9 protein-coding genes are annotated in these 12,965 nt (G+C 57.8%); 7 read left to right on the forward strand and 2 right to left on the reverse strand.

Translation table 11 applies throughout. The annotated features are described in order from the left end of the window. The first annotated feature begins 1,658 nt into the window (after positions 1-1,658). The 7 genes from XH96_RS32055 (at position 1,659) to XH96_RS32085 (ending at position 9,410) form a co-directional block, all read left to right on the forward strand. Positions 1,659-2,066 carry a hypothetical protein gene (locus XH96_RS32055; protein ID WP_194389497.1) on the forward strand — a complete coding sequence of 136 codons (408 nt, stop codon included), beginning with the start codon at positions 1,659-1,661 and terminating at the stop codon, positions 2,064-2,066. A 55-nt stretch (positions 2,067-2,121) separates the two neighbouring features. Beyond that, on the forward strand, positions 2,122-2,325 hold the full coding sequence (locus tag XH96_RS32060; RefSeq protein ID WP_194389498.1) for a hypothetical protein: 204 nt from the start codon (positions 2,122-2,124) through the stop codon (positions 2,323-2,325). A 168-nt stretch (positions 2,326-2,493) separates the two neighbouring features. After that, on the forward strand, positions 2,494-3,507 hold the full coding sequence (gene trpD / locus XH96_RS32065; protein WP_194389499.1) for an anthranilate phosphoribosyltransferase: 1,014 nt from the start codon (positions 2,494-2,496) through the stop codon (positions 3,505-3,507). An 857-nt stretch (positions 3,508-4,364) separates the two neighbouring features. Further along, entirely contained in the window at positions 4,365-4,889 is a 525-nt protein-coding gene (locus tag XH96_RS32070; protein ID WP_246789821.1) for a flavin reductase family protein, read from the forward strand. 424 nt (positions 4,890-5,313) lie between these two features. Further along, positions 5,314-6,471: a M20 family metallopeptidase gene (locus tag XH96_RS32075; protein ID WP_194389500.1), complete on the forward strand. Its 1,158-nt coding sequence runs from the start codon at positions 5,314-5,316 to the stop codon at positions 6,469-6,471. 948 nt (positions 6,472-7,419) lie between these two features. Then, positions 7,420-7,683 carry a hypothetical protein gene (locus tag XH96_RS32080; RefSeq protein ID WP_194389502.1) on the forward strand — a complete coding sequence of 88 codons (264 nt, stop codon included), beginning with the start codon at positions 7,420-7,422 and terminating at the stop codon, positions 7,681-7,683. 410 nt (positions 7,684-8,093) lie between these two features. Then, the gene (locus XH96_RS32085; protein ID WP_092219336.1) at positions 8,094-9,410 is read left to right on the forward strand and encodes a peptide ligase PGM1-related protein; all 1,317 of its coding nucleotides are present in this window, start codon (positions 8,094-8,096) and stop codon (positions 9,408-9,410) included. Between the two features lie 753 nt (positions 9,411-10,163). Here XH96_RS32085 and XH96_RS32090 read toward each other — a convergent pair. Both XH96_RS32090 and XH96_RS32095 read right to left on the reverse strand, forming a co-directional pair. After that, positions 10,164-10,841 carry a 2OG-Fe(II) oxygenase gene (locus tag XH96_RS32090; protein WP_194389503.1) on the reverse strand — a complete coding sequence of 226 codons (678 nt, stop codon included), beginning with the start codon at positions 10,839-10,841 and terminating at the stop codon, positions 10,164-10,166. A 6-nt stretch (positions 10,842-10,847) separates the two neighbouring features. Then, positions 10,848-12,053: a GFA family protein gene (locus XH96_RS32095; protein WP_194389504.1), complete on the reverse strand. Its 1,206-nt coding sequence runs from the start codon at positions 12,051-12,053 to the stop codon at positions 10,848-10,850. Positions 12,054-12,965: the final 912 nt, after the last annotated feature.

The raw sequence follows: 12,965 nt of genomic DNA on the forward strand, positions 1-12,965 counted from the left end.
GTGCTCGGGTTGGTAGAGTTTACTTTTCGCATTCATGCCGAGAGCATGCAATTCGCAGATCAAAGAAATGCGACACCGGCGCTCCGTATAATCACGTAACAGCGACGCTCGAAGCCTCGGGTGCTGAAGGGGCAGTCGCCACGCACAGCCGCTATTCTGAAGCGCCACAGTGCGCGTTGCAGCCGAGGCGCGCGCGAAGAATGCACAGCGTCGACATCCTCAGACGATTAGACGCACGAAGGGACTTGAATCGCACGTAGCGTTAGATTGTACGATCCTAGACAAGTGGGAACCACCTCCGACAATCCAGGCCGTTCCAGACACGCCAAGCGAATCACGAATGTTTCAGATATCCAAACTCACCTGGCGCGACTCGATCAGGACGCTAAGATGCTCAAGGTGCATCCTTGTCCGGGCTGCGTCGGAGCTGCTCCTATCGCGACTGGACGAAATCGCGCGTTTCGAGCTCTACACGGCGGGCGCTCCCATCACCCCAACCTCAGCACAACGCCAGACGGAGACTCCGTCCCAGATACCTCACCCGACGTCTTCACATAACGCGGAACACAGGCGCGACTACAGCAAACATAGTCTCGGCGCGCGTCATCATGGTTCGCTCTGAACGATCGAATGCATCATGAACAGTGGCTTGGGCGCACCTGCGGTTTTTGCCTGCTCTCCCTGCCTCGCGATAGGGCCATGCCCTTCATCCCGTCGTCGCGCCGGCTACGGAGTCATTGGTCAGTTGATGGTAGGCTGAGCCAGAGTACCTAAGCACATGTCAGGCCCAAACGGTGCATCGCCACATCCAGGCATGCACCGAACCACTGGATGCTCCCGAATGATTACTTGCTGGGCCAGCTCAGCCGCCAGTACTTCGACTCTTCGTGGTGCTCCGCCACTACAGCAGGTGTGGTTTCTGTCGTGCCGGACGGATGACCAGCACCGCACGAACGCAAAAGCGGAAGAACGAGCATGCCGGCACCTTCCTTAAGCAGTTCCGGCCTGTTTCCTGGCTCATAGGTCACGTTGCGCTTCGCGCAGGAAGATCAATAACGCAACCAACCGGACTTGAATGGATATCATGACTCAAAATCAACGAAGTCAGTTGGCTTCGCGCCTCACAATCTCCCGCTGCGCCATTGCTCTTGTCGCCGCAATGACCGCTGTAATCCCAGGGCCGGTCAACGCGCGCGATGAAACGCCGACCGCAGAAGAGAAAGAGGCTTGCATGGAGGACGTGTTCCGCCTTTGTAGCAGCCACATACCAGATCGCACCGCTATCACCGCCTGCCTCAGATCCAAGCAAGCGAGCCTCAGTCAGCGATGTCGCTACGTTATCTCGGTGCGAGACACTAGCAAGAAAAGCAGCGACTCGAAGTGAATGTGGCGGCCTGTTCATTCGCCTATCCGGGGAAGTGATCCCAGGGTGACCTGCAGGATGGTCACCCGCGGTCAGGTGACGAGCATGGCCGCCTACAATTGACCAACGCTATGGTCAGTCGCGCGTGTCGAGATAGGCGAATGCAGAAGTTACCCTTCGATATGTTCTGATTGCCAATAGGGGTGTGGCGCACGTTATCAAAACGCTGCACAAGCTTGAAATTGGCTCTGCAATCCTACCATGAGGTTGATGCGGGGCCCCTTTTCAAGCGCGAATGTTCGGTGCAGCCCGTTTGCAGAAGTTCATCCAGGACCTGCACTTTCGCAGTCCGACATTGTTTCAACTGGGCATGCAATCGAGCTCAGGCCGTTGCGCGGCGGCTCCCGATACGCGTATACGTCCAGACCAAGCAAAGTACTTCGTCTTCGATCCGCATAAAGTATGGATCGACAGCGGCATCATGCAAGGCAGGCACATCACGCCATTCGATGTTCTCCAAAATCATCTTGCCACCGCAGAGGCTGCTCTGAAAACCGATCGCCTCGACGCGCCACAGCAGGGCGTATTCTGCTGCAAGGCAGAACCGAACATGACCGGCCCTCACGCAAGCGGATCAACGGGACGCGTCCATCGCACTATGAACGGGCACCTTCATTTGCAACCAGGTGGGGTTATTGGGTAGAGCCAGCTGAGATCGGGGCTCGACCGCCCCATCACGGATAGCCTGGAATCAGTAGATGGAGCCGCTTCAATGGTTCGCCACCGCGGCGATGGCAGGCTATAAGAAGGATGAGGTGATCCGGCCGGAACACCGCGGCAAAAGGCCATTGCCGCCAAAAAACAGCGTCATCAGTCCTGCGACAAGCAACTCCAGTGTTCTAGCTGACCGACGATCTCCTCTCGACGGCACCACCGAAATGGAGAGCTTGACCCTCACGTAGCGTCAGGTTGTAGCCTCACCAAGCATGCCCACACTCAACCGCCGCCTCAAGCGTCAATGAGGCCATGTCACGCGGGACGGGCCACTGCATCAAGGCAATCGGTGCCGGGTCTCTTCAACGATGTCTTGCGGAAGAGCTCGAGGTTTGGACAGGAACGTGTAAAGTTCGATGGAAGTGCTTAGATCGATCATGGGCAAAGTTGCCACAGGCGCCACTCTGACGCGTGAGGAAACTGCGTCAGCCTTCGACAGCATGATGTCGGGTTACGCGACTCCCTCGCAAATCGGCGCCTTGTTGATGGGGATGCGGGTCCGGGGCGAAACGGTCGAAGAAGTCACTGGCGCCGCCTTGGCGATGCGGAATAGAACGCCGCGGGTCGAGCCGACATGCGACCCCGTCGGCCTCGCTGGCACGAGCAAGACCACTATGCATTCGGTCAACGTGTCGACGTGTGCTTCCTTCATCGTCGCCGGGGCCGGCATTCCTGTGGTCAAGCATGCCAACCGCGCTGCGTCTTCGGGTTCAAGCGCCCCAGTCGTGTTGGCGCGCCTCGGTGTAAAGGTTGATCTCAAGCCTGACGCGATCGCACGTTGCGTGCAGGAAGCCAACATCGGCTTCGTGTTTGCGTCAGCCCATTATCCGGCGATGCAGCGCATCGGGCAGATCCGGGCCGCAGTTGGAACCCATACGACCTTTGATCTGATCGAGGCTCTGTGCAATCCGGCCGGGGTCAAGCGACAGATCGTTGGGGTATTGTCTGCCCAATGGGTGCAGCCTCTGGCGTACGTCTTGAAGAACCTTGGTGCCGAGTCGGTATGGGTTGTTCATGGCTCGGACGGGCTCGACGAAATAACCCTCACCGGCCCAACGTTTGTTGCTGCGCTTGAGGCGGGTATAGTCCGCACCTTCGAAGTGACGCCGGAACAAGCCGGGCTCCCCCGCCGCCGCAACGACGCGCTGGAAAGCAGCGATGCGGAGACTAATGCCGTTGCGCTGCAAAATGTGCTTGATGGCGTACCAGGTCCATTTCGCGACGCCGCACTTTTGAACGCGGCAGCGGCGTTGGTCGTGGCTGGGCGGGCCTCGACCCTGCAGGAAGGCGTAGCACTTGGACAAGAATCACTCGATCGCGGCGCCGCAGCCGCTCGACTGAAGCGCCTGATCGCGGTTTCGAACGCCTGACAGCCGAGCTGGCCGATGTTCCAGTATTGCGACCAGGTGCTGCTGTTCACGAGCGCGACAATATTGGAGCCACGAATGCACGTCATTTCTGCGGGATTTCAAGGAGCCTGCGTCGCCAGCGCTCGTCCTGACGAAGGCAATTCGCGCCGAGCCCGGGCGCGAGAGCTAGCCTTCTTAGCGATGAGAGCCTGTTGCAGCCCACATTGCCGAGGTGAGGACCCGCGATGAAACGCGCTGCGCGCCTAAGGAGATGATGATGTCCCGGCAGAGGATTGAAACACTCGGATCTATTGCTGCGATAGAACACATCATACGGAAGTTTCGGGAATTGATCGATACGGATAGCTCAATCCCACCGGAGTTGCGGGGTGTGCTGCACGCGACGCTCGATGAGCATCTTCTCGCGGCAAAAGCACGTGTTCTCCTAAAAGTACATTAGGCGCGCGCCGATGCCGTCTACATGCGGAGAAACTCTGGCAGGCGCGCTGTTACCGCAATCGGCATCATTCCCTCCCCACGGGGCCGAGCCAGATTCCAGCCCAGCTGTTTGGATCGCGACCACAATTCCCTGTGCACTGGCGCGTCGCCGGGCTGCTCAGCGCGGTTTGCTGTTTAATGGACGCCCTGTCGAAACAGAGGCGACGGCAATTCTTAGACTGCCGCTCCGATCGCCATCCGGCGTAACCACGCCGAGATATTGCACGTCCGTCCGGCTGTGACTCTCAGCTAATCCAGAGGGACATCGAAGTCGTACCCGATCTCCATCTGAGCCTACTCGTCACGCAATTTCGACACCGGCTCCCCCATTACAAGCCCCATGGGGATCAAAGTCGTCTCTAGATGTGGAGACACTAGAAGTGAGCCACCAGTTCCCTCCTGCGATCCGGGATATGCCATCTATTCAACCGGCAGAGTTCCGCCATGCCATGCAAAGCCTGGCGAGCGGTGTCGCTATCGTGACGACCGGGACGGCAGCCGGACGACGTGGACTGACGGTGAGCTCTGTGACGTCCATCTGCATGGAGCCGGCGTGCCTGGTCGTTGGCATCAATGCCCGCTCCGAGGCACATGATGAGATCCTTGCCAACGGCAGCTTTGGGGTCGGTGTTCTCCGCAGTGACCAGGAGGACCTTGCGCTGCGTTTTGGCGGTGGGGAGGGGGCGAAAGGCGTTCACCGCTTCGACACCGGGGCCGGGGACCAGGGTGCCCTCGATGTACCGCTATTGCCCAACGCATTTTGCGCGCTCGAATGCGTTTTGTATGACCACAAGTTGCTTGGCACACACACCGTCTTTATCGGACGAATTATCGCCACCCGACAAAGCGATGGAAATCCATTGATCAACTTCCGGGGCGCACTTCGTACTTTACTGCTAGACTGAGTGCGGTTTTGCGCAGACCCCGTCGGGACAGCAGAATGGTCGATGGCCTCACTCCCTAGTCGCTTCCACGACCGCGATCCAACAATTGCCTGGGCTGCGACTGGTTCCACAGATTAGGCTCGTATTGAAAGGTCTCATCAGCCCCCGGCGATTTCGGGCGCTTCGCCTGTCGATCTATGCTTGTGCCGGTCTGCGACCTGCCGCGCCACGACGCGTGCGAATACCTGGTCAGGACAACTGCATAATCCTCTCGAAAACTACCAGCTTTGGTAGATCAGTTGTGAGCGACAGGCGAGTAAGCATCGTTGCCGCAGCAGGATCGGGTTCATAGGCACGCCCCGGGTCAAAATGGTTGGCGCTTCTCTAGATCTTTCGGCTCGATTCTGACGTGAGGACACAGGGACACTATGATCTTGCAGAAGCGATGACAAATCGACTTCAAAGGCGTCAGACAATTCTGTCCAGCAACGGGTTCGAAATCGCCCAGATTCTCGAGGGCATTCGCCGCTGGGTCCTGATTGAATCTCCGACGGAGCGGCCGGATCAGATCAACAAACTCGCTGATGTCGTCGCAGCAGGTTATCGCGACCTGCCGGCCAGTGTCGAGCGCGTTGCGGGGCGTGACGGCTGCGGCGATCATTTGGTCAGCCGCTCTTCTTGGGGGCAGGGCGTACCGGGCATTCTGGTGTTAAGCCATCTCGACACAGTTAATCCGATGGGGTCCATCGAACGGCTACCATTCAAGATCGAGGGCGACCGCGCGTTCGGCCCTGGCATCTACGACATGAAAGGCGGTGCCTACCTCGCCTATCACGCCTTCCGGCAAATCTGCGCCGATGATGCACGCCCGCCGCTCGGCATCACGCACCTCTACGTTTCGGACGAAGAAATCGGCAGCCCAACCTCGCGCGCGCTGATCGAGGCCGAGGGCCGCAAGGCCAAATACGTACTGGTAACCGAGCCCGCTCGCGACGGGGGCAAGGTCATCACGGGACGCAAGGGCGTTGCGCGCTTTGACGTATTCATCAAGGGCGCTCCGGCGCATGCAGGTACGCGGCCCGAGGGCGGCCGCAGCGCGATCCGGGAACTCGCCCATGTGATCCAGACGCTGGAGGGGATGAACGATCTCACGCGCGGTATCACCGTCAATGTCGGCGTCGTCCGCGGCGGCACCAGGCCCAACGTCGTCGCGGAACTGGCCTATGCGCAAGTCGACGTGCGCGTCCCCACCATGGCACATGCCGACGAGCTGGTGCCCAAGATTCTCGGCATCACCTCGCGCTCCGACGGCGTCAGCGTGAAGGTATCAGGCGAATTGAACCGTCCGCCATATGAGAAGACCAGCGCCGGCGCCGCACTTTACGCACACGCCAAAACGCTTGCCGCCGAACTTGGCTTCGAGCTGCTCGACGCGTTCAGCGGCGGCGGCTCCGACAGCAATTTCACCGCGCCGCATACCGCGACTCTTGATGGCCTTGGCGTTGACGGCACGGGCGCGCATACGCATCATGAGCAACTCTACATCTCGTCGATTGAACCTCGCGCGCGTTTGCTGTACCGCCTGTATCAGACGCTGCGATAATCCTGACGCCAAGCGAAATCAGTGACCGCGACGTGCGTTTGATGACGGCCGCCGGCACATTCGCAGGACCGTTCCTCGCCCACCCTCACGGCACTCATCGAAAACTATCGGTCAGATGCCGGATTTGGCATTGCAAAATCATAGAAGTGACTGAGCTATCCAATGACGGCAGCGGAGGTCAGGCGGGCAATCGGCTGCAAAGGGCGCGAGCCCTTGGTCGCGAAAGGGCGAACGTTTCCGAGAATTGGCTTATCGGCAGCGGCCCTCATCTCAAAGGCAAACGAACTTTCTTGACGCAAATCGCAGCGCTGAATGCGTGCGACACCAGACCGGCCGGCGAGCCGATTTAAGAGCTTGGCCACGTTCAGAGCGTGCATAAAAGGGCTTGAATCGGACGTAACGTTAAGTCGTACGGTCTTGAGGTGGGCACCTGTCTCGGTCTGCTGCCGAGATCGTGAAGGATTGCGAATGTCTCAGCTGGTCAGACCCTCGTCCCCATGGTCAATCATGATCCTCATCCCCCGTGGCGGGGCGGTCGGAAGGGTTCTGCAGCCAGTCCTAATTGCGGCGCTATGGCTCGAACGTGGCTTTGAAAGGCCCGCCATTCCGAAACCGAGACCACGTGGCTGTTCTGGCCCGGGGCACCAGAGAACCGACGAGGTCAGAGTTGAGCGACGTAGACCTCCATTCGCCCCCCCTAAGTCGGGGACGCTGCCGGCCGAAGCTGAACAAAGCCCCTCCTCTGGCGCGACACCGCGCCAATATCAGTTCGCCGAACTGGCTTTCCGCTCTGTCACTGCTTTCTCGTGGTGGCAAGGCATGGCGATCGCGCAAAGGTGCGACAGATGGCTGGCCTGCGCAGGTTTTCAAGGAGCCTGAGCTGCAATTGTCGCTCCGCTTGGCCCGCGCGGCATCGCAAAATATTGCTTGGCATTATGGAGCAGCAAGTTGAAAGAGCCCGACGGCCTCAAGAAGGTCCTGTTGATCGACCATATTGAAGGCCAATGCCGCTGCATCATCGGCTTCAAAGATGGAGATGCCAGAGAGGCCTATATGTGCGGCGAGCCTGTATATCAAAGACGCGGCAAGAAACTGTCTTCGTGGTGTTTTTATCACTACGGACAGATGCACACGACCGTCGCGCAGCAGAACAGAGAGAGTGATCAATCGGCCGAGATCCCTCAAGCAATATCCATTGTTCGCAACCCATGAGAACCATCATCCCTCCAAGGCCGTCTGATCATAGCCTGTATAAAGGCCAACCGAATCATGTCATCGGAGACTCGCCAAGCAATTCCGGGTTGCGGCGGAAGCCACTCGCTGCAAGCGTACTATGCGGCCGTGAGGCGCTTGAACATCGAGTTGAATCTCCGCAGCCTGACCGACCGAAAAGCTGCGTATACTCCCGGCGAAACTGCGGTCCATTTCGAAGGGCAGCCTCTCAGCTACGTCGGCCTCGGCCGACAGACTGACCATATCGCTCGCGCTCACCGACCTCGCCTCTCTCGGAGCAGGACGGCGCCAAATCAAGCTTCGCTCAGTGCTCAACGCGGCGCAGCAGGTTCACCATTGTTGGCATCACGATTCCTCTCTGATCGCGCCCAAATGCCCGGAGGTCGCGGATGCCGCGGATCCTGATCATGAATGCCGGTACGGCTCAAATGTCGGGCTCCGATCTGACACCAGCTCAACTTTCGCTGGCCGCCAATTCGGCATACCGTTCAGCGTGGTTTGCTCATGAGGGTGACCTGATAGTCTCTCCGGTGGTCATCCCCGCGGATCTGCTATCCTTCATTGGCGCGACGCTCAATTTCGACGCATCGAGTCTCTGTCTGCTTGTACCTCAAGGCGGCAGCCAATCGCCGGTGCTCGATGATTGCACACTCCTGTCCAAGACTGTTGTTGAGCGAATCAACAGACATATTCGTCAGAAATCAACCTGGCGATTGTATCCCTGCTACTCTACTGAAGGCGTCGCACGCCTGGCGGCCATGCTCGGCATACCGCAGACAGGCGACGACTTCGCGCTGCAGCGGGGGCCTGATCTGTTGAACCGCAAGAGCCACTTCCGTCAATTGGCGACAAGCGTCGCACTTCCACTGCCGAATGGATCTATCACGACAGACTCAAACGAGTTATTCAGAGCGGTCACTTCACTTAGAACCGCGACCGGCAGCGTTATTGTAAAGCTGGACAATGGAGCCGGCGGAGTCGGAAATGTCATCCTGACCGGCAATGAAAGCGATCCACTACCTGGGGCAAGAGAGACCCGGCGAATTCCATGGCCGTCGTTTGATCCTGACGCGCTTTGGTCCGAGATGACAACGGCGTCATGTAAGACGCTGGTCGTGGAGTCGTACCACCTGGCGACGTCTTTGTTCTATCTCGAGTATGAAATCGAGGATGATGGTTCAATCGTTTTCATGAGCAGTGGAAACATACGTCTGCGTAAAAGCGCCGACCGATCCGAAAGAGCTCTGATCTGGACAGGACTTGAGCTACCAAGCGACCTGAGGAACGAGCAATGGTTGACTGCCCAGGCGCACGCCTACCGATTTGTGGCGCTTGCGCGAAACCTAGGATATCGCGGAATGATCAACATTGACGCCATTTTCGCGGATGACGGACGGCTGCTGTTTAACGAAGCGAACGGCCGTTGGGGTGGCGGCTCGGTGTTACACACCATTGCCGTACGGCTGCTGGGTTTCGACTATTCCGGTTGCAACGTTCTTTTATCCGTAAGAAATGTTCGATCAGAATCCCTACAAATAGCGCATGATCGTTTGGTCAAGGAAGGATTTCTGTTCGACCGCACACGCAAGGAGGGTGTGATCCCGCTTGCTGCCGACCCAGAGGCTGGCACTGTGGAGTGCCTTGTGATTGCGCGCGATAGGGCAGCGGCCCGCGATCTGCAGTATCACCTACTGCGAATGGTTTGATTGAGATCCCAGCGACCATATCTTCAACCGCTCATGAACTGAACTTGTCCCTGCTTTCGATCGCGCGAGATTCCTGACGATGGGATGTTTGCCTCGTCTAGCTCGAGCTCTGTCAGCCCCAATCGGGACCACCCTTAAGTCGCTACTGAAGTGCCGATCGGCGATGAGGTGCTCGAGGTGCAGCCGCTCATGGACTGGCCGCTCGCCCTGCGCTAATCGTCCAATCAGCGCTGGCGTCGCGTCTGCCACCTGGGTACCCTATCCAGGCCGTTCTGCTGCCGGGCCAGCGGGCCGGTTGCAGGCGGAAGCCGAGACGTGCTGCGAGCTGTTCTGCAAATGGTACTGTTGGCAGACTGGGCGGAGTCATAGTGACAGGCAACCGGGGCGGTAGGCACGCGCCTCAACCAACAGAAGCGACCAGTGGGCGCCGCCACCAGTAACGCCCGCATCGTTCACAGCACGAACAGGAAATTGGCGGTATCGTTACCATCCTGATCATTGACGACCTGCTGGAGGCTTGTACGCGGTCGCGGTGGCTCGGGATCAAGCGCGGCAGCTGGGCTTGCGCAGGTTGAACGAATCGCGTCCGGGCGGCGAGATCCGGTTCGCTCCAAACCAACTCGTCTTCCACATGCTCATCGCCCCGGCAGCTTTTGCCAGAACCAGTCTGAGCACAAGATGCCAAGCTACTACCCTCTCCTGAGAGCTCACCCCTTACCAAATTCATTCGAAAGCGATCTCAGCCACCCCACCTCATGTGCCAGCCGTAGAACTTTCGATGATCCGGCGGTTCGCGCCGCTGCGTTTTGAACAGAAGTAGACCAGCGATCGGCGCTCGCCGGACAGCACAGGCTTCACCTCATGCCGGAGCTTACATGTGGTAACAAGCACAGCGCCAAATGGCGGTCGGAATACCTGGTGTTCGTACCCGCTTAGATATACCACGAACTCCCCGCCCTCGAAGTCCCTCGCCAGCTGCACGATGACCGCGTACTCGAAATCCGGATCGCTCGCAGAATCCAGATGAATGCCAACAAACGAACCAGGAGGCATCCGATGCATTTGGCATCTGCGAATCACGTGATCCGACGTGGCCCCCAAGATCTTTCTTACCGCGAAGCTGCGGTCTTTCCTTTCAAGTAGTTCCATGATCTGCCGTGGAGCTGCACCGCTCACGTCGCTAGGAGGGCGGCCGGGCGGGTCTATCCTCACGCGCTTGACGAAAACATTGTGCGAGTCGCCGGCATCTCCCTGCCTCACTTCTTCTTCGGAAATTTCAGCCTGCAGCTGATCGATTTTGGACAAGTCATCTTGGGTGAACAATATCTGGGGGCCGATCACGACCGTCCCCTTTACCAGCAGTTCTATGCGGTATTTTGTCAAAGCTTCTTCTGAAAGAAGACGAGATTTATGATTCATTGCGCGTGCCATTCGAGTTCACTCCAGGGTTTTATGTTCGACGCAGGACTGAAGGTCCTGGTGCATCGAGCGGAAGGCTTGGTCCCAATGCTCGCCATCGAACTCGCTCACCGTTATGCGTTCGATGGTCCCTTTATCGAGGCATCGAATATTTACGCTGAATCCGTCGGGGTTTGAGCGCGGCCTATAGAATGGCTTTACGCCACAAACCCGGCAAAACGTGTGCCGAGCGATGTTCTTATTGAACTGATACGTCGTGAGGAATTCTTCGCCACACTTAATGCGAAGCTTGTTGCCGGGTACGAGCAAGTGCAGAAATCCAGACATTTCGCAGATTGAACAGTTGCATCGAACTGCAGAGAGCTCTCGCGGTGCTTTGACGTAGAACTTGACAGAACCACAATGACAACGGCCATGGTGCCCTACCTCCGAGTGATCATCTCCCTTCAGTGAGTCAATTCGGCGCAGATCGCAGCACCACTGTAGGCTGAGCCGATAGGCTCGATCGAACTCATCTAAAAAGCGGTTATTCCTATCAGCCGGGATAAGTTCGCCAATCAGCCGGCCTGTCATTTCTCCGTGGTACTTCTCCGCAGGATCTTCTCCGCCGACGTGGCTGCGGAAGTACTCAAGATCTTCAGGCCGCGCCTTAAACGTTTTGACCAGAGTGGTCCATAGCGACTCGATCATGTCCGCAGCATGTAGCTCAAAAGCGACCATGAAGGCGCAACGCACTAAGGGATCTTTCGATGACAATCCGGCATAGAGAGAATGCAGGTACCGCTTGGTCGTGGCGCTGTAGTTGGGCCGTATTGCTCTGCCGAGTAGTTGCAACGCATCCTTTCTAAGAAGGTTGGAGTGGAAGTTCTCAGTCACCAGAATGTCGGGTAGCGCCGCCTTGCCTCCCTGGAGAATTTGGCCATAACCGCCCGTCTCATCCCAACAGATGAAATTTCCAACCACGCTGGTCAGTTCAATGTCCCTCGCAATATCTCGATTGTGATTCATTGCATCGAAAATGAGATCCCGTTGCGACCCCGCCTGTAGGTACGGGAACGCCTGTGACATCGCCAGATAGTCGGGCAGCAGGCGAGCGACCTGGTCCTCGGACATCTCCGCAGCGAACGGGTGCGGGCCGAACAGGGCTCGTGCTTGCTCAGTCAAATACTTGCAGCATATCTGCGGAGACTGATCGGGTGTCAATCGAGACGCTTGAGATGTCATGTGACTCCTGGTGATGAGGAGAGAACGGTCTTTGACGGAGCACCGCGCCAGCTATGGGCCACCGCGAGTTCGTTGGTTTCGATGGGCTTGTCTCGCGTTCACCATCTAGGCAACATTTTTGGTTGCGCCTTCGCGGTAGCAGACAGCGCCATTCAGTGCTGCTCACCCGCATCGAACGGAGCACGTAGATCAACTGAGCGGCGGCGATCAAGACGGATTCCGGTCCACGAAACGTTCGATGCCGCGAATTTCCGGGCCGGCGATCATACGCTTTCAGCGTCATGGTGAGATATTACGCCGCGCAGGCCCTCGCTGTTGCTGCTCCTGCCAGTCGATCGAACCGCTGTGAGATTCGTACAGCTTTGCAAGGATTATCCGCATCTACCTGGCTCGCTGCTGGCTGCCACGAGATTCTCAAAGAGACCGACGCTATGTTTCACGTTCGCGAGTACCACCACGATGTCTTCTTGCACGCTTACAGCAATCACCGTGCCAAATCGTGCACTCGCTGCAAAGATTTTGAGTACATTGACAAAATCGCGGCCGACTCCTCGTCGCAAGTGTATTGAACCTGACAGCGCTTGCACCGCTGTCGGACACCAGACGGCGAAGAGCCACCCGCCACTCACAACGGGCCAATGAGTATAGGGATACTGAATCGCGGAGATTGGTTCAAAGTGCCACAAAAGTCGGCTTCGCGCCTTGAACAGCGCGACAAGCGCTTTGGAGAGCGGGCGCTGGCATGGTGATCCCGTTCGCTGACGTAATCCATCTTCGCTCGCGACAACTACGCGCTAAGCAGTTGCCTCAACGCCATCGAACACGACCATATAGTGGGATCTGGACGCATTCGCAGCCCTTTGTCGATGCGCCTGACAATCGCGGCCAACTCCGGGCATTGATCGAGGCCAT

It is taken from the genome of Bradyrhizobium sp. CCBAU 51765, assembly GCF_015291725.1.
GTDB lineage: Bacteria > Pseudomonadota > Alphaproteobacteria > Rhizobiales > Xanthobacteraceae > Bradyrhizobium > Bradyrhizobium liaoningense.